Annotated in this window: 14 protein-coding genes; 13 read left to right on the top strand and 1 reads right to left on the bottom strand. The window is 49.7% G+C overall.

The window, feature by feature from the left end:
- Positions 1–5: 5 nt before the first annotated feature.
- Both proS and BMY11_RS09130 read left to right on the top strand, forming a co-directional pair.
- Entirely contained in the window at positions 6–1,457 is a 1,452-nt protein-coding gene (gene proS / locus BMY11_RS09125; protein ID WP_090574184.1) for a proline--tRNA ligase, read from the top strand.
- 121 nt (positions 1,458–1,578) lie between these two features.
- On the top strand, positions 1,579–5,886 hold the full coding sequence (locus BMY11_RS09130) for a PolC-type DNA polymerase III (RefSeq protein WP_090574186.1): 4,308 nt from the start codon (positions 1,579–1,581) through the stop codon (positions 5,884–5,886).
- A gap of 353 nt (positions 5,887–6,239) precedes the next feature.
- On the opposite strand, the gene BMY11_RS09135 is transcribed toward BMY11_RS09130, so the two are convergent.
- Complete coding sequence (locus tag BMY11_RS09135; RefSeq protein WP_090574188.1) at positions 6,240–6,551, bottom strand: hypothetical protein; 312 nt, start codon at positions 6,549–6,551, stop codon at positions 6,240–6,242.
- A gap of 275 nt (positions 6,552–6,826) precedes the next feature.
- On the opposite strand from BMY11_RS09135, the gene rimP reads away from it, so the two are divergent.
- The 11 genes from rimP to pnp all read left to right on the top strand — a co-directional run bounded on the left by rimP (position 6,827) and on the right by pnp (position 18,216).
- Positions 6,827–7,291 (top strand): ribosome maturation factor RimP, encoded by a 465-nt coding sequence (gene rimP / locus BMY11_RS09140; protein ID WP_090574190.1) that lies wholly within the window; start codon positions 6,827–6,829, stop codon positions 7,289–7,291.
- Positions 7,292–7,354: 63 nt separating this feature from the next.
- Complete coding sequence (gene nusA, locus BMY11_RS09145) at positions 7,355–8,452, top strand: transcription termination factor NusA (RefSeq protein WP_090574192.1); 1,098 nt, start codon at positions 7,355–7,357, stop codon at positions 8,450–8,452.
- Positions 8,453–8,485: 33 nt separating this feature from the next.
- A complete protein-coding gene (gene rnpM, locus BMY11_RS09150; RefSeq protein WP_090574474.1) occupies positions 8,486–8,806 on the top strand; it encodes an RNase P modulator RnpM in 321 nt (106 codons plus the stop codon).
- Positions 8,790–9,122 (top strand): L7Ae/L30e/S12e/Gadd45 family ribosomal protein, encoded by a 333-nt coding sequence (locus BMY11_RS09155; protein WP_090574476.1) that lies wholly within the window; start codon positions 8,790–8,792, stop codon positions 9,120–9,122. Before rnpM ends, BMY11_RS09155 begins: the two co-directional genes overlap by 17 nt.
- A complete protein-coding gene (infB, locus tag BMY11_RS09160) occupies positions 9,115–12,144 on the top strand; it encodes a translation initiation factor IF-2 (protein ID WP_090574194.1) in 3,030 nt (1,009 codons plus the stop codon). The genes BMY11_RS09155 and infB overlap by 8 nt, the downstream gene beginning before the upstream one ends.
- A gap of 7 nt (positions 12,145–12,151) precedes the next feature.
- Positions 12,152–12,508, top strand: coding sequence for a 30S ribosome-binding factor RbfA (gene rbfA / locus BMY11_RS09165; protein ID WP_090574196.1), 357 nt, complete (start codon positions 12,152–12,154; stop codon positions 12,506–12,508).
- Positions 12,505–13,515, top strand: coding sequence for a DHH family phosphoesterase (locus tag BMY11_RS09170; protein WP_090574199.1), 1,011 nt, complete (start codon positions 12,505–12,507; stop codon positions 13,513–13,515). The genes rbfA and BMY11_RS09170 overlap by 4 nt, the downstream gene beginning before the upstream one ends.
- On the top strand, positions 13,512–14,432 hold the full coding sequence (gene truB / locus BMY11_RS09175; RefSeq protein ID WP_371262780.1) for a tRNA pseudouridine(55) synthase TruB: 921 nt from the start codon (positions 13,512–13,514) through the stop codon (positions 14,430–14,432). Before BMY11_RS09170 ends, truB begins: the two co-directional genes overlap by 4 nt.
- Before the next feature lie 38 nt (positions 14,433–14,470).
- Entirely contained in the window at positions 14,471–15,424 is a 954-nt protein-coding gene (locus tag BMY11_RS09180; protein ID WP_090574201.1) for a bifunctional riboflavin kinase/FAD synthetase, read from the top strand.
- A 171-nt stretch (positions 15,425–15,595) separates the two neighbouring features.
- The gene (rpsO, locus tag BMY11_RS09185; protein ID WP_090574209.1) at positions 15,596–15,865 is read left to right on the top strand and encodes a 30S ribosomal protein S15; all 270 of its coding nucleotides are present in this window, start codon (positions 15,596–15,598) and stop codon (positions 15,863–15,865) included.
- Positions 15,866–16,110: 245 nt separating this feature from the next.
- On the top strand, positions 16,111–18,216 hold the full coding sequence (gene pnp / locus BMY11_RS09190) for a polyribonucleotide nucleotidyltransferase (RefSeq protein ID WP_090574211.1): 2,106 nt from the start codon (positions 16,111–16,113) through the stop codon (positions 18,214–18,216).
- Positions 18,217–18,219: the final 3 nt, after the last annotated feature.

The raw sequence follows: 18,219 nt of genomic DNA on the forward strand, positions 1-18,219 counted from the left end.
CGGTCATGTCGAAAGAGAAGCAGTTCGTTTCAGCAGAAATCACGCCACAGAGCGAGGATTTCTCCCGCTGGTACATTGATGTTATCAAGAAAGCAGAATTAATGGATTATTCCCCAGTACGCGGTTGTATTGTGTTCCGCCCCGAGGGGTTTGAGATTTGGGAGCATATGCGCGATGAGTTGGATCGCAAATTCAAGGAATCCGGTCACCGTAACGCGTACTTCCCGATGTTTATACCGGAAAGCTTCTTCATGAAAGAGAAGGAGCACGTCGAAGGCTTTAATCCTGAGCTGCCGTGGGTAACTGAGGCAGGCGGCGAGAAACTGGAAGAGCGTCTGGCAATACGTCCGACATCTGAGACAATTATCGGTCATATGTATTCCAAGTGGATTCAATCGTACCGCGATTTGCCTGTACTTATTAACCAGTGGGCAAACGTTGTGCGTTGGGAGAAGCGTACGTTGCCGTTCCTTCGTACAACGGAGTTCTTGTGGCAAGAAGGGCATACAGCTCATGAATCGGAGTCTGAAGCGCGCGTAGAGACAAATCAGATGCTTGAGACTTACCGTGATTTCTGTGAAAATTACTTGGCTATTCCGGTCATTATGGGTCAGAAGACTCCTTCTGAACGTTTCGCAGGTGCGGTGGACACGTATTCAATTGAAGCGATGATGAAGGATGGTCGTGCGGTACAAGCCGGTACTTCCCATTATCTCGGTACCAAGTTTGCAGTCGCGTTCGATATCAAGTATTTGGACCGTGAGAATACGCTGCAATACTGTCACACGACTTCGTGGGGCGTATCGACTCGTCTGTTAGGCGCGTTGATTATGGTGCATGGTGACGATCGCGGACTTGTATTGCCTCCTAAGGTTGCGCCTACACAGGTTATTATGATTCCAATTGGACCTCCGAAGACTCGTGAGCAAGTTATTGGTCGAGTGGACGAGCTGTTCGTAGAGCTGAAGAAAGCCGGCATTCGCGTCAAAGTGGATGACCGCAGCGACGTCAGCCCAGGCTGGAAGTTCAATGAGTACGAAATGCGCGGCGTACCAATCCGCCTTGAGCTTGGACCTCGCGATATGGAGAATGGACAAGTCGTCCTCGTATCCCGGATTACTGGCGAGAAGCGTATCGTTCTTCAAAGCAATTTGAAGGAAGAAATTGATGGTATGCTGATTGAGATTCATAATGATATGCTTGAAAGAGCGAAGCAGTTCCGTACCGATCATTCGTATTCGGTCGAGACGCTTGATGAGATGAAATCACTGTTTGAAGAGCAGCGCGGCTTTGCACTTGCAGGCTGGTGCGGCTCGGAAGCATGCGAGAGCCAGGTGAAGGAAGAAACAGGCGCAACTAGCCGTAACATTCCTTTTGAACCGGCAGAGCATAAATCGACTTGCTTGGTGTGCGGAGAGAAAGCAGCTCATACAGTTGTGTTTGCTCGCGCGTACTAATGAAATGAATTAAAGAACAGACGGCCCTTTGGGCCGTTTCTTCTTGACACAAGTAAACGAGAAACGGAAGCTATAGCCATCAGAAGATGGCTATAGTCGTTTACACTTGGGGGAGAAATGAATGAGCCAAACCGGGGAAAAGCGGCAGCGGTTCGAGCTGCTGTTGAAGCAGGCAGAGTTACCGCAACAAATGACGGATGAGCATTTTGGAGACGCCTATATAGACAAAGTGATCGTAAGCCGGAGTAACCGGGAGTGGACGTTTTGCATTCGCAAAGCGTCTTTGGTTCCTTTACCGGCTTTTACTGTTTTTTGTCGCAGCATTCAAGCGAAGTTCACCCATATTGCGCAGATCTCGTTTCAATTTCAGTTCGGCGAAGGTGTGCAGAAGGAAGAGATCGTCGAAGCGTACTGGCTGGCATTCGTGGAATGGCTGCAGCATAGCAATCCTTCGGTTAACGGCTGGATCAGAAAGTCGAAGATGGACGTATCCGGCGACCTCATTACGCTGCATCTGATGGATGAGATGGGGCTTGAGCTTGCGCGGAAGAAGAAGATCGACGAGCTTGCGGTAGATTTTTATCAGCAGCAGTTCTCTGTGACCTGCCGCGTGAAGATGGCCGTTGCGGAATCCAATCAAGAAGTTTACGAGCAGTTCAATCAGAAACGGGTACAAGAAGAGCGCGATGTGCTTGAAGCGATGATGACGGCAAGTGCGACTGAGGAGCCGACGCTTGATGAAGGTGAAGTCCGTCTTGTTGTCGGGTATGACATTCGCGATGAAGCCGTTCCGATAATGAACATCGTGGAGGAAGAGAAGAAGGTAACCGTTCAAGGTACTGTCTTCAGCTTGGATGAGAAGGAGTTGCGTAACGGAAGTACGCTGTTTACTTTCAACGTGAGTGATTTTACAGATTCTATTGCCATGAAGATGTTCGCCAAGACGAAGGAAGATGTTAAAGTCTTGAAGCAGCTAGCGAACGGTAAATGGATCAAAGCACGCGGACGTGTGGAATATGACCGATTCATGATGGAGCCTGAGCTTGTCATGATGCCTTCCGATCTGCATGAGGTCGTCGCGCCGAAAGAAGCGAAGGATGATGCAGAAGAGAAACGCGTCGAGTTCCATCTGCATACTACGATGAGTACGATGGATGCCATAACATCGGTCGATACTTACATCAAGCAAGCTGCAAAATGGGGCCACAAAGCGATCGCGATTACAGACCACGGCAACGTCCAATGTTACCCAGAAGCGGCGAAAGCGGCGAAAAAGCACGGTGTTAAAGTGCTGTTCGGCCTTGAAGCCAACGTTGTCAACGATGCCATTCCGATGGTTATGCATGCACGTGAAGAAGTGATGCAAACGGCTGAATATGTCGTGTTCGACGTGGAGACCACCGGGCTATCTGTCGTTAACAACAAAATTATCGAGCTTGCCGGCGTGAAGATGCAGGAAGGCAAAGAAATCGGACGATTCTCGACTTTCATTAACCCGCATGAGGATGTTCCATACAATATCCAGCAGCTGACGAATATTACGAATGAGATGGTTGCAGATGCACCGGCGCTTGGCGAGAAGATTCATGAGTTCATAGATTTTATCGGCGATGCCGTCCTTGTCGCTCATAATGCAAGGTTCGATATGGGCTTCCTTCAAGCAGCATGCAAGCTGCACGGTTTGCCTGAAGTGAAGAACCCGGTTCTAGATACGCTAGAGCTTGCCCGCTTCCTCCATCCTTCGATGAAGAATCACAGGCTGAATACGCTTGCGGATAAATATAAAATCAGTCTCGAAAACCATCACCGTGCGATAGATGACTCCATTGCGCTCGGCGGCGTTCTGTTCGGACTCATTAACGATTGTGCCGCCCGAAATATTACGGGGCTGCAAATGTTGAACGACTATGTGGGACTCGACTTATCGAATATGCGTCCGTTCCACTGCTGCATTTATGCGCTTAACGGAACTGGCAAGAAGAACTTATTTAAACTTATTTCGATGTCGCATACGCAGCATTTCAAACGGGTCGCAACGATTCCGAAGAGCAAGCTGTCAGATCTGCGAGAAGGGCTGCTCATTATCTCGGGCTGCGAGAAAGGCGAATTCTTCGAAGCGGTTATGAACAAGTCGGTCGAGGAAGCTGAAGAAGTTGCCCTGTATTACGATGTGCTGGAGATTCAGCCTGTCACATTCTATATGCATCTTGTGGAGAAAGGCTTTGTAGCCAGCCGCGCTGAGATCGAACAGGCCATTCGCCGCGTTTGCGAGATTGGTGATAAGCTCGGCAAGCCGGTCATCGCAACGGGCAATGTACACTATTTGCAGCAGCGGGACAAACTGTTCCGGGACATTACCATTCACGGTATTACCGGGTTCAGTCCGCTCAAGGATATTCAGAAGCCAGATGCGCATTTCCGTACGACGAAAGAAATGCTAGAGGAATTTGCCTTCCTCGGTGAAGCACGTGCTTATGAAGTCGTCATCAAAAACACATCCGAGCTTGCTGATCGCTTCGAGGAGTACAGCATGTTCCCGCCGAAGTTGTTCGTTCCAATTCTTGAAGGCGCGGATGAAGAGATGCGTACGACATGTTATGATACGGCTCGTCTGCTATATGGTGAACCGATTCCTGAGGTGGTAGTTGAGCGCCTGGAACGGGAGCTCGTGCCGATTACGAAAGCAGGCTTCGCGGCCAACTATCTTATCTCGGCTCGACTAGTTAAGAAGTCGAACGCAGACGGCTACTTAGTAGGTTCTCGTGGTTCCGTAGGCTCATCCGTTGTAGCAACATTCCTCGGGATTTCCGAGGTTAACCCGCTTCCGGCGCACTATACTTGTTTGAATGAAGCTTGCAAATATAGTGAATTTTTCCTCGACGGCAGTTATCCGAGTGGATTCGATCTTCCGAATAAAATATGCCCGAATTGCGAAAAGCCGTTGAAGGGTGAAGGACAGGATATTCCGTTCGAGACGTTCCTAGGCTTCAAAGGGGATAAAGTTCCCGATATCGACCTTAACTTCTCTGGTGAATACCAGCCGATTGCACATAACTTTACGAAGGAAATGTTCGGGCCAGAGAACGTTTTCCGTGCTGGCACGATTGGTACAGTTGCAGAGAAAACAGCTTATGGATTTGCGAAGAAATACGAAGAGTCATATGGCAAAAAGTGGCGTGGAGCAGAACTCGCTCGCCTCGCGAACGGTTGTACAGGTGTTAAGCGAAGCACGGGTCAGCATCCGGGTGGTATAGTCGTTGTGCCGGATTACATCGAGGTAGAGGATGTTACACCTGTACAGTTCCCAGCGGATGATCAGAATGCCGAGTGGAAAACGACGCATTTTGACTATCACGCCTTTGAGGATAATCTGCTTAAGCTCGATATTCTCGGACACGATGACCCGACGATGATGCGGATGCTCCAAGATCTCACCGGCGTCGATCCGACGACGATTCCGATGAATGATCCGAAGGTCATGAGCATGTTCAGCTCGACGGAAGCGCTTGGCGTTATGCCAGACCGGATCCGTTCTACGGTTGCGACTTACGGCGTACCGGAGATGGGAACGAAATTCGTTCGCCAGATGCTCGATGAGACGAAACCGCAGACGTTCGCCGACTTGCTGCAAATCTCAGGCTTGTCTCACGGAACAGGCGTATGGCTCGGTAATGCTCAGGAACTGATCAAGAACCGAACTTGCACGATCAAGACCGTTATCGGTTGTCGTGATGATATTATGCTTTTCTTAATTTATAAGGCAGGAATGGATGCGGGGCTCGCGTTCAAGATCACCGAGAGTGTGCGTAAAGGTAAGGGTCTAACGCCGGAGTGGATCGAAGAGATGAAGCGATGCAAGGTACCGCAATGGTATATCGACTCATGTCTGAAGATCGAGTACATGTTCCCGAAAGCGCATGCCGCGGCGTATGTTATCTCAGCTGTGCGTACCGCATACTTCAAGCTGTATTATCCGATTGATTATTACGCGACGTATTTCTCTATACGTGCGGAGGACTTTGATCTTGAGCTACTCTGTCAAGGCTACGAAGCAATCGGACGTCGTCTAGGGGAGATTGAGGCAAAAGGATTCACAGCAACGCCAAAGGAGAAGAACAGCATCTCGCTTCTTGAAATGGCGCTCGAAATGACTGCTCGTGGCTTCACATTCAAGCCGATCGATCTGTATCGCTCCGAAGCGACGCGGTTTATCGTTGACGGAACATCCATTATTCCGCCATTCGGCGCAATTAGCGGTATCGGCGAGAACGCGGCGAAGAATATCGCAGGCGCTCGTGATTTCGGCGAATTCTTGTCGATCGAGGACTTCCAGCAGAAGTCGAAGGCTTCCAAGACGATTGTTGAAGTGCTGACTGGCATGGGCTGCTTCCGCGGCTTGCCGGAGTCGAACCAGCTGTCGTTGTTCTAAAAGATTTGTCTGAGGGAAACCCGGTGCTAAGTAGGCATCGGGTTTTCTGTTTTGAGCGGTGGGGGGAGGTTCGCTGAAGGCGAACAAGTCCTGTAGGGATGATGGGTGTATTGGTAAGGTGTTAGGTTTGCCGCAGGCGAACGAGTCCCGCAGGGACGATGGAAATATTGGTTTCCATTTCTCATTGAGAATTCGCAATAACGAACTCTGGAGCGCTTATTTTGCATAAATCGCATATATACGAGCTAGCGAACCTCATAACGTGATTTGGCTCATATCGAGTGTTGTTGTTCCGATGAAGGGCCAATAGCGTATACTGTGCAGTTCGTTAGCTCTGTAAAATCGCTAAATATTCACAAATAAGCGCTGTATGATTCGTTAGCGCGAGTCAGGTCGGTCGATGTGGAGCAACCAAGCGGCTGCGCGAATGCATCCAGGCGAAGCAGCAATAGTCTCTGCTGACGAGGTGCTCCGGCAGCAGCGGCCATTGCCCCGAAGCGAATGGCGGCGGCGAGGGGCACAATGGGTAGGAGAGCGTAGTTCGATGGTGCAGCCGGAGAGTTTACGTGCCGCCTTTGAACTCGGAATGCAACCGCTTGGCGATCTAATCCAAGCATTCCGAGTTCAACAGCGGCCGCAGGCGCACCTTCGAACGGAGTGGGCATCCTGCCAGACCTTCCCAACAAGTTGCCGCCATGAGCGCCCCTTATTGTCACCACATCATGGTTATGGTATAATCTTTCTGGTAATGCTGATGATACGACCTTTTCGCAGAAGAGTGGGGAAACCCACTCTTTACGTTTTGTCTGCACCTTTTTCGCCATACAGAATGTATAATGACCGCATCTCGCATGAGGTTGATATTCAGCTGAACTAAATTGAACTGCCAGTAACGCCGCCTCTTGCGTGGCGAATAGCTGCAGTGGGAGGTACATCGTTTTTGAGCACAGCTATGATCAAAACCGCAGTTGAGGAAATGGTAAATACATTCCTCGATGAGAATGGATTTGAACTCGTTGACGTCGAGTATGTAAAGGAAGGCAGCAATTGGTTCCTTCGGGTCTACGTCGACAAACTAGAAGGCCACATCGATATCGATGAGTGCGGCCGCATTAGCGAATACTTAAGTGAGAAGCTTGATGAGAACGACCCGATTTCAGATGCTTACTTCCTGGAAGTATCCTCGCCAGGTGCGGAACGTCCGCTGAAGAAGCCGGAGGATGTCCACAAATCCGTGGGCAAGCATGTGTTTGTTACGACTTATGAGCCGATTGGCGGCTTAAAGGAGTTTGAAGGCACGTTGCTTTCTTTTGACGGCGAAGAGGTTGTTGTGGAGATCGGCAAGAAGAAACATACAATTTCTTACGCTAAAGTAGCAAGCGCCCGTTTAGCCATCATTTTCTAAGTTTGATGATGAAGGCATGAATATAACGTTAGGGAACCAGTTGAAAGGGGGAACTCATTTCCAATGAGCAGTGAATTTATTGAAGCATTGTCGGAAATCGAAAGAGAAAAAGGGATCAGCAAAGATATTTTGCTAGAAGCGATCGAAGCTGCCCTGATTTCGAGCTACAAACGCAATTTTAATACCGCTCAAAACGTACGTGTTGATATTAACCGATTTACTGGTGTCATTAAAGTGTATGCACGCAAAACAGTCGTGGAGGACGTTCTGGACCCGCGCCTTGAAATTTCCGTGGAAGCATCCCGAGAAATTAACCCGCATTACCAGCTTGAGGATATCGCTGAAATCGAAGTAACACCTCGTGACTTTGGCCGGATTGCCGCACAAACGGCGAAGCAAGTCGTTACACAGCGCATCCGTGAAGCAGAGCGCGGCCTGATCTACAATGCTTTCATCGACAAAGAAGAAGACATTGTGAACGGCATTGTTCAGCGTCAGGACGTACGCAATCTGTTTATCGACCTCGGTAAAGTAGAAGCGGTATTGCCGCTCACAGAACTCATGCCGACCGACAAATTCAAGCATGGCGATCGTGTGAAATCGTTCATTACGAAGGTCGAGAATACGACGAAGGGACCGCAAATTTTCCTTTCACGTACGCACCCGGGTTTACTTAAGCGTCTATTTGAGCTTGAAGTGCCGGAAATTTATGACGGTGTCGTAGAAATTCGTTCCGTTGCACGCGAAGCGGGCTTCCGTTCGAAGATTGCTGTACATTCACGTAACCCGGAAGTAGATCCAGTCGGATCTTGCGTAGGTCAAAAAGGGATGCGTGTGCAAACGATCGTAACGGAGCTGAAGGGCGAGAAGATTGACATCGTTCGTTGGTCCGAGAGCGTCGAAGAATATGTTGCGAATGCACTGAGCCCTTCGAAAGTAATCGAGGTCATCGTGCACGAGCAAGAAAAGATGGCGCGTGTAATCGTGCCAGATTATCAATTGTCTCTTGCGATTGGTATCAAAGGCCAGAACGCTCGTCTTGCTGCGAAGCTGACAGGCTGGAAAATTGATATTAAGAGTGAAACACAGGCTGAGCAAGAGTTTGGCCGCCCAAAATCGCAAGTGGGCACGATGCACCAGGATTCCATCTCCATCGACTAATTTTTGTATAGCCGTGTTCAGGGGGGATGTATGGTGAGACCTAGAAAAATTCCACTGCGCAAATGTGTTGCTTGCCAGCAGATGATGCCAAAGAAGGAACTGATTCGTGTCGTTCGGACTCCGGACGAGGCGGTATTGATCGACCTGACCGGCAAAAAAGCTGGGCGTGGCGCATACCTGTGCGGTAAAGTGTCTTGCTTCAAGCTTGCGAAGAAGAGCAGAGCGCTGGATCGGGCACTGAAACAGACCGTTGGCATCGAAATCTACGATCAATTGGAACAGGATTTTGTTGCCGTCGAGGATACGTTTAACACGAACAAGGATGCGATGGATGACGATGACGAAGAAGCATAAAGCACTCTCCTTACTCGGTATGGCGATGCGAGCAGGCAAGCTCGTGACCGGGGATGAAACCGTACTGAAGGCGGTTAAGCAAGGAAAAGCAAAAATCGTCATAGTTGCCGCAGATGCATCAGATAATACGAAGAAGAAGTTTCGGGACAAATGCGCCACCTACAATGTCAAGCTTATTGAAGCATTTGACCGGATTACGATCGGGGAAGCGATTGGCAAGTCGGAGCGAGTGCTGCTCGGCGTAACCGATGCAGGCTTCTCAAAGAGCATCTTACAGAGCTTAACTGAACCTTCGGAGGTGGAGTATATTGACTAAACAACATGAGAGCAAAGACAATAAAGATAAAACGCGTGTCTATGAATACGCCAAGTCGCTCAACATGAGCAGTAAAGAAATTATTACCATTCTCAAACGTCTCAATCTTCCGGTTAATAATCATATGAGCGTTATGGAGAATGAAATGGTCTCGAAAGTGGAAGGATTCTTCCGAGACATTAAAGCGAATGCTGCAGCGAAACGCGCGCAGGAGAACGCGACGGTATCCGCAGCGGCAGGAGCTTCCAATAATAATCGTCCTTCACAGCAAGGACAACCAGAGCGTAAGCCACAGCAATCGAATACGAATGCAGCGCAGCAATCTGGTCATGCTAACAAAAATACACAAGAAATGCAGGGGAATATGAACACAACAAATACACCACCATCAGCAGCGAATAACGCTGCTCAACCGGCTTCAAGCCCATCATCTGCTACAGAGACAGCTTCAAACTCAGCTTCTACGACAAACACACAACCTTCGGCGGATGCATCCAATCATTCTACTACTCAGCAGCGTCCACAAGGTCAAGGTCAAGGCACCCGTCCGCAAGGTCAAGGCGGTCAACGCCAAGGCGGCGGCTACCAAGGGAATCGTCCACAAGGTCAAGGCGGCGGTTACCAAGGCAACCGTCCACAAGGACAAAGCGGTCAAGGTGGCAGCGGCTACCAAGGTACCCGTCCACAAGGACAAAGCGGTCAAGGCGGTGGCGGTGGCTATCAAGGTAACCGTCCACAAGGACAAAGCGGTCAAGGTGGCAGCGGCTACCAAGGCAATCGTCCACAAGGACAAAGTGGTCAAGGTGGCGGCGGCTACCAAGGTAACCGTCCACAAGGACAAAGCGGTCAAGGTGGCGGCGGCTACCAAGGTAACCGTCCGCAAGGACAAAGCGGTCAAGGTGGCGGCGGCTACCAAGGCAATCGTCCGCAAGGACAAAGCGGTCAAGGTGGCGGCGGCTACCAAGGCAACCGTCCGCAAGGTCAAGGTAGTCAAGGCGGCGGTCAAGGTGGCAGTCAAGGTGGCGGTGGTTTCCGCAACAATGCACCGCAATCGTCAGCAAACCGCAGCAGCAGTGCACCTGCACCTGCACGTACGTTCTCGACGGAAGATAAGCGTAGAACAAATCCGAAAGCTGCAAACAATTCGTTCAACAGCGTAAACAAACGCTTTGACGATAACCGTACTGGCAGCAATTTCAGAAATAATCGCGGTGGCAAGAATAATCGCGGCAGAGGCCAGCAGCAAGAGCGCAGAGAGAAAGTCGACAACACGCCTAAGAAAATTATTGTGCGTGGTACAATGACCGTTGGCGATCTTGCGAAGCTGCTGCATAAGGATGCTTCCGAAGTTATCAAGAAGCTCATTACGCTTGGCGTTATGGCGACGATTAACCAAGAGGTTGATCTGGATACGGTTCAACTTATTGCAACGGAATACGGTGTCGAAGTTGAAGTGAAGATTCCGGTTGAAGAGGACGCATTCGAGACGATCGAAGAGAAAGACGAAGATGATGTGCTCGAGACTCGCCCGCCGGTTGTTACAATCATGGGTCACGTTGACCACGGTAAAACAACGCTTCTTGATGCGATTCGCCACACGAGTGTAACAAGCGGCGAAGCAGGCGGTATCACACAGCATATTGGTGCGTACCAAGTCGAAATCAACCACAAGAAAATTACATTCCTTGATACACCAGGTCACGAAGCGTTTACGCTCATGCGTGCCCGCGGTGCACAAGTTACGGATATTACAATCATCGTTGTTGCAGCGGACGACGGCGTTATGCCACAGACGGTTGAAGCAATCAACCATGCGAAAGCGGCAGGCGTACCAATCATCGTCGCTGTGAACAAAATTGATAAGCCGGATGCAGATCCAGACCGCATCAAACAAAGCTTGACCGAGTATGAGCTTGTTCCGGAAGAGTGGGGCGGCGATACGATCTTCGTTAACGTATCCGCGAAGCAGCGCACCAATTTGGAAGAGCTGCTCGAAATGATTCTACTCGTAGCTGAAATGAACGACTACAAAGCGAACCCGAACAAACGTGCTCGCGGTACGGTCATTGAAGCAGAGCTTGATAAAGGTAAAGGTCCGGTTGCACGCGTGCTCGTACAGCACGGTTCACTTAAGATCGGCGACGCATTCGTTGCAGGTAACTGCTTCGGTCGTGTTCGTGCCATGGTCAATGACAAGGGCCGCAGACTGAAAGAAGCGGGTCCAAGTACGCCAATTGAGATTACTGGTTTAACTGAGGTGCCGCAAGCTGGCGATCCGTTCCTCGTGTTCGAAGACGAGCGTAAAGCACGCGCTATCGCTGACCGTCGTGCAATCAAACAGCGTCAAGCTGACCTTGGTGCGAACTCGAGAGTAACGCTCGAAGATTTGTACAATCATATTAAAGAAGGCGAGATTAAAGATCTGAACGTCATCATTAAAGGGGACGTCCAAGGCTCCACTGAGGCGCTTAAAGGATCTCTTGCCAAGATTGATATTGAAGGCGTACGCGTGAAGATCATTCACAGCGGTGCCGGTGCAATCACGGAGTCCGATATCAACCTTGCTGCTGCATCAAGCGCAATCGTTATCGGTTTCAATGTTCGTCCTGAGCCGCAAGCACTTGCAACAGCCGAGCAGGAGAAAGTCGACATTCGTCTGCACAGCATCATCTACAACGTCATTGACGAGATCGAGCAAGCGATGAAAGGCATGCTCGATCCAATCTTCAAGGAAGTTGTTATTGGTCAAGCAGAAGTACGTAACTTGTTCAAAGTTACGAAAGTCGGCGTAATTGCAGGTTGTATGGTAACTTCGGGCAAAATCACACGTAGCGCCAAAGCTCGTTTGATCCGCGGCGGTATCGTAACGTTCGAGGGCGAGATCGAATCGCTCAAACGTTACAAAGACGATGCGAAAGAAGTTGCACAAGGCTACGAGTGCGGTATTACGCTGGATAAGTTCAATGACCTCAGAGAAGGCGACGTCATTGAAGCCTACATCATGGAGTCAGTAGAGAGGTGATTAACCTATGGCAAAAGTCCGCGTAGGACGTGTAGGTGAACAAATTAAGAAAGAATTAAGCCAAATCATTCAACTGGAGCTTAAAGATCCGCGAATTGGCTTTATTACAGTAACTGGCGTCGATCTGACGAACGATATGTCCCAGGCACGGATTTATCTCAGCGTGCTTGGCAGTGACGAGCAGAAGGAGGAGACGCTGAAAGCACTTGCCCGCGGCAAAGGCTTCCTGCGCTCCGAGCTCGGCAAGCGGATTCGTTTCCGTCACACACCGGATTTGCTGTTCAAATTCGATAGCAGTATCGAATATGGCAGCCGGATCGAATCGCTGCTCACTGACATTAATGGTGGGAGTGCTCAGCAATGATCGCCGGGGATTCTGCGGCGTTCTCGGTCGATTACCTGGATCAGCTTCAGAAGGCGCTTGATTTCATTCGAGGCGGCAATCGATTTCTTGTCGTCTCGCATGTTCAGCCGGATGGTGATGCCATCAGCTCAACGATAGTTGTTGGCTGGCTGCTTGAGCAGCTTGGCAAACAAGCGGTCTTAATGAATGAAGGCAAAGTGCCTGTCCGGCTTCAATTTATGGACAGGTCCGCAATGATTATTAATTACAGTCATTCTCAGCCAACAGAGAAGTTCGATCGTGTTATCGCGATTGACTGCGCCGATTCCCGCCGGATCGGACTTGTAAGTACGCTTTTTACCCAAGACGCTCAGCTTCTTAATATCGATCATCATCCAACTAATGATGCGTTTGGGACGGCAAACTTGATTCGAGTCGATGCGGCTGCAACGGTTGAAATTTTATATGATCTGATTGAGCACGGTGCGATCCCGCTTGATAAAGAAGCAGCAACAGCCATCTATACCGGGTTGTTAACGGACACAGGCGGTTTCCGCTACTCCAACACAACTCCGAGGGTGATGCATATTGCTTCCCGGATGCTTGCAGAAAGTGCACCGGCTCATTTTATTGCGAATCTTCTGCTTGAGCAGATGACGAAGGCGCAATTGCTTGTTTTGCAGCGCGGACTAAGTCGGCTCTTGTTCTCGGATGATAACAAAATTGCTTCTCTCTACGTCACATACGCTGATATGGCTGAGACTGGCGCTGTCGGCGATGATCTCGAAGGTCTCGTGAACTACGCACTCAATGTGGAAGGTGTAGAGGTGGGCATTTTGCTAAAAGAAACCGAGAATGGTGAAGTGAAAGTAAGTATGCGTTCTGCCGGCAAGGTGGACGTATCTGCAATTGCTCAATCATTTGGAGGTGGAGGGCATGTTCGTGCAGCAGGCTGTAAGCTGGAGCACGGCATATCGGAAGCAACCACATTCGTTGTAAATGCAGTAAGAGAGGCGCTGGATAAATGATGGATGGCATCTTGGCGGTCTGGAAGCCAGCTGGCTGGACCTCTCACGACGTCGTAGCAAAAGTAAGAAGATTAGTAAAGGTGAAGCGAATCGGGCATACCGGTACGCTTGATCCAGAAGTGACAGGCGTGCTTCCGCTCTGCATTGGCAGAGCGACACGTGTCGTCGAATATGTGCAAGAGCGTCCGAAGAGCTATGAGGCGGAGATGAAATTCGGCATCGCTACGGATACGGAAGATATGTCAGGCACAGTGCTGACTGAGCTTCCTTCTGTAACGATTACGGAAGACGATATTCGCCGCGTACTTGCAACGTTCATCGGTGATATCGAGCAGGTACCTCCGATGTATTCCGCAGTGAAGGTAGACGGTAAAAGGCTCTATGAGCTTGCCCGGGAAGGACAAGTCGTTGAGCGGAAGTCGAGAGTGGTCACGATCCATAAGCTCGAGCTGCTAGAGATGAAGCTGGATCAGCCTCATCCGACGATTCGTTTCTCGGTGGAATGTTCCAAGGGTACATACATCCGAACACTTTGCGTTGATATTGGACAAGCGCTTCATGTTCCAGCCGTAATGGTGAAATTGACGCGGACAATGTCTGGCGGTTTCAAAGAAGCGGACTGCTACACGCTCGAAGATATTGCACAGCTGATGGCGTCGGGCGAGCTCGCGTCGAAGCTGACACCAGCCGACCAAGCGATTGATCATTTTCCTCGCGCGGCGGTGAGCAGCGACAACGTTCAACGTGCTTTTCAAGGCAAACGTATATCACTATCCTCGTTACTCGAGCATGATCCATTCGATTCGGATGCGATCATTCGGTTATATGGGGAAGACGGAACGTTCGTCGGTTTGTTCGAGCAAGATCAAGAAACAGCCTCGCTTAAAGGTGTGAAAGTTTTCACGCCTACAGCGTAAGCTTGTTAGTGAACATCACAAAGCAGGTGTGACTGCAGATGGAAATCATCTCATTACAATACCCGATCGCTACCACGCAAACCGTGCAGCAAGCTGTGCCGAAGGCGCTGGCGATCGGACATTTCGACGGTGTGCACCGCGGGCATCAGAATGTTATCCGCCGCGCGGTGGAATTGGCGAAGTCAAATGGTCTTCAGAGCGCGGTTATGACCTTCCATCCGCATCCGAAGGAAGTGCTTGGCCAGAGTGGGCAGTATGCAGTCAGCCTGACACCGCTTGAAGACAAGATTGAACGGTTCCGTCGGATTGGGGTCGATGTGGTCTATATCGTCACGTTCGATTTGACCTTTGCTGGCGTTTCGCCGGAAGATTTCGTAGGTCAGGTGCTCCGTCCGCTTCGTGTGAAAAAAGCTGTAGTCGGCTTTGACTTCACGTTTGGAGCTAAAGGTGCAGGGAAGCCGGAAACGTTATGGGCTCTTGGAGAGCCGGACATCGAGGTGGAAATTGTGGATCCTTTCATGCAAGATGGCGATAAAGTAAGCAGCACGCTCATTCGAGAAGCGCTGCAGGAAGGCCGTCCGGAAGCAGCGGAACAGCTGCTCGGCGAGCCTTATCAAGTTCGCGGCATTGTCGTTCATGGGGAAGGCAGAGGAAGCAAGATTGGATTTCCGACAGCTAATGTGCAGCCGGAAGCAGGTTTCCTCGTCCCAAGGCAAGGCGTTTACGCCATTATGGTTCATATAGATGGCAAACGGATGCCAGGCGTTCTGAATATTGGCGTAAAGCCAACCTTCCACGAGAACTTGCTGGAACCGGTTATGGAAGCGCATTTGTTTGATTTTAGCGGCAATCTGTATGAGAAGACGATTACGGTCGAGTTCATCGCATTCCTTCGTACCGAGAAGAAATTCGGTTCGATTGATGAATTAATTAGCCAGATCAAAGCGGATTCGGATAAAGCGCGTAATGTCTTGACCGCCTATAATAAGTAATCGTTGATACTGACATTTACTTTTGCTAGGCGAGTGTGCTATACTCTTAAAGGTTGCGTGCTCATACTTCGTATGTAGCTCGCGCACCATTAGAACCTTAGCTTGGCCAGCTCGAGATTCACCGACGGCGGCGAGGCTAATGGCGATTATGATATAGGGAGGTGAATACGGATGGCACTTACACAAGAGCGTAAACATCAATTGATCGATGAGCACAAGACGCATGCGAACGATACTGGTTCTCCAGAAGTTCAAATCGCTATCCTGACGCAAAACATCGTCAACTTGACAGATCATCTTCGGACGCACAAGAAAGATCATCACTCGCGTCGTGGTCTGCTTAAGATGGTTGGTCAACGTCGTAAACTGTTGGCTTACCTTAAGAACAAAGACGTTAAACGTTACAGCGCATTGATCGAAAAACTCGGCCTTCGCCGATAATAGATGCGGGTATAAAAGCAACCTGGTTGTTAAGCCGCCTGGGATTCCAGGCACGCTTCACTGGGTTGCTTTTTATAAATGTAAAATACATATTGATTTTGAACTGCTCCATCGTAATTGAGGGGCTTTTCTTATATATTGTTTTACTGCAGGAAATGGTAAGTAAGTGCACGAATGGAAACAATAGAAGACTGACAATCGGGTACCTTGAGTGAGGTATAGCGGTTGCGGTGAGGAGGATTATAATGTTGCAGCGTGTAGAAACAACATTGGGCGGCCGTCCGTTCATTCTTGAGACAGGCCGTCTCGCTAAGCAAGCTAATGCAGCAGTTACCGTAAAATACGGCGAAACTGTTGTGCTTTGTACGGTGGTTGCATCGAACGAACCGAAGAATCTTGATTTTTTCCCGTTGACGGTGAATTACGAAGAGCGTCTATACGCGGTTGGTAAAATCCCAGGCGGTTTCATTAAGCGTGAAGGCCGTCCGAGCGAGAAAGCCATTCTTTCAAGCCGTCTCACGGACCGTCCGATTCGTCCATTGTTCCCAGATGGCTTCCGGAACGAAGTGCAAATTGCGAACATCGTCATGAGCGTTGACCACGACTGTTCGCCGGAAATCGCAGCAATGATCGGTACATCTGCTGCACTGAGCATTTCCGATCTTCCGTTTAACGGTCCAATCGGTGGCGTCATCGTTGGTCGTATTGACGGTCAGTTCATCATCAACCCGACGGTTGAGCAATTGCCGAAGAGTGACATCTTTGTTGTTGTTTCCGGAACGAAGGATGCCATCATGATGGTGGAAGCGGAAGCAAACGAAGTGTCGGAAGAAGTGATGCTCGAAGCGATCATGTTCGGACACGACGAAATCAAGCGTATCGTAACAACGATTGAAGAACTGCAAGGTCTGACTAGCAAGCCGAAGCTCGCAGTGAAGCTGCATGCGGTTGACGAGTCGGTTAACGAAGCTGTTCGCGCATTTGCGCAAGGACGCCTTGTTGAAGCTGTTCGTGTTATTGAGAAGCATGCAAGACAAGAAGCAATTGACGCTGTCAATGCAGATGCTGTTGCTCACTTCGAAGCGGAGTATGCCGAAACACCTGAGCTTCTCGGCGACGTGAAAGAAGTGCTTTATGATATCGTCAAAGAAGAAGTTCGCCGTTTGATCACGCATGATAAAGTTCGTCCGGATGGACGGGGATTGGCCGAAATTCGTCCAATTGAATGCGACGTTGCTTTGCTGCCGCGTACGCATGGCACGGGCTTGTTCACACGTGGACAAACACAAGCGCTCAGCGTTTGTACGCTTGGAGCGCTAGGTGACGTTCAAATTCTCGACGGTATTGACCTGACAGAAACGAAACGTTTCATGCACCATTACAACTTCCCGCCATTCAGCGTTGGTGAAGCGAGACCACTTCGTCCTCCTGGTCGTCGTGAAATCGGTCACGGTGCTCTAGGTGAGCGTGCGTTGTCGAAGGTTATCCCAAGTGAAACAGAATTCCCGTACACGATCCGTCTCGTATCCGAGGTTTTGGAATCCAATGGTTCCACAAGCCAAGCAAGTATTTGCGCAAGCACACTTGCGATGATGGATGCAGGCGTTCCAATTAAAGCGCCAGTAGCAGGTATTGCAATGGGTCTGATCAAAGACGGCGATCACTTCTCCATCCTGTCGGATATTCAAGGTATGGAAGATCACCTCGGCGATATGGACTTTAAAGTTGCAGGTACTGCAGCAGGCGTAACCGCGATCCAAATGGACATCAAGATCAACGGTATTGACCGTGCGATTTTGTCCCAATCATTGGAGCAAGCGCGTGAAGGCCGTATGCACATTTTGGGCAAAATGAATGAAGTGATGGCAACGCCGCGTACAAGCTTGTCGAAATACGCGCCTAAGATTGTCATCATGAAGATTCACCCAGACAAAATCCGTGATGTTATCGGCTCCGGCGGTAAAATCATCAATAAAATCATTGATGAAACCGGCGTTAAAATCGATATCGAGCAAGACGGAACGGTGTTCATCGCGTCTTCTAATGCAGAAGCGAATGAGCGCGCGAAGCAAATTATCGAAGGCATCGTCCGCGAAGTCATTGTTGGCGAGGTATACCTCGGCACGGTTAAGCGGATCGAGAAATTCGGCTGCTTCGTTGAAATTTTGCCGAACAAAGACGGATTGGTGCATATCTCACAGATCTCTTCAGAGCGCGTAGCGAAAGTAGAAGACGTGGTGAAGATCGGCGATCAAATTACAGTTAAAGTAACTGAAATTGATGCACAAGGCCGTATCAACCTTTCCCGCAAAGTTCTGTTGACACCTGAAGTGCCAGCTCAACAATCATAATCA

Origin of the sequence: Paenibacillus sp. OV219, assembly GCF_900110075.1 — a bacterium.
GTDB lineage: Bacteria > Bacillota > Bacilli > Paenibacillales > Paenibacillaceae > Paenibacillus_Z.

Bases quoted from the DNA above. Each gene is read 5' to 3' on its own strand.
- proS (WP_090574184.1), top strand. From the start codon at position 6: ATGTCGAAAGAGAAGCAGTTCGTTTCAGCAGAAATCACGCCACAGAGC.
- BMY11_RS09130 (WP_090574186.1), top strand. From the start codon at position 1,579: ATGAGCCAAACCGGGGAAAAGCGGCAGCGGTTCGAGCTGCTGTTGAAG.
- BMY11_RS09135 (WP_090574188.1), bottom strand. From the start codon at position 6,551: ATGCCCACTCCGTTCGAAGGTGCGCCTGCGGCCGCTGTTGAACTCGGA.
- nusA (WP_090574192.1), top strand. From the start codon at position 7,355: ATGAGCAGTGAATTTATTGAAGCATTGTCGGAAATCGAAAGAGAAAAA.
- BMY11_RS09155 (WP_090574476.1), top strand. From the start codon at position 8,790: ATGACGAAGAAGCATAAAGCACTCTCCTTACTCGGTATGGCGATGCGA.
- rbfA (WP_090574196.1), top strand. From the start codon at position 12,152: ATGGCAAAAGTCCGCGTAGGACGTGTAGGTGAACAAATTAAGAAAGAA.
- BMY11_RS09170 (WP_090574199.1), top strand. From the start codon at position 12,505: ATGATCGCCGGGGATTCTGCGGCGTTCTCGGTCGATTACCTGGATCAG.
- truB (WP_371262780.1), top strand. From the start codon at position 13,512: ATGATGGATGGCATCTTGGCGGTCTGGAAGCCAGCTGGCTGGACCTCT.
- BMY11_RS09180 (WP_090574201.1), top strand. From the start codon at position 14,471: ATGGAAATCATCTCATTACAATACCCGATCGCTACCACGCAAACCGTG.
- rpsO (WP_090574209.1), top strand. From the start codon at position 15,596: ATGGCACTTACACAAGAGCGTAAACATCAATTGATCGATGAGCACAAG.
- pnp (WP_090574211.1), top strand. From the start codon at position 16,111: ATGTTGCAGCGTGTAGAAACAACATTGGGCGGCCGTCCGTTCATTCTT.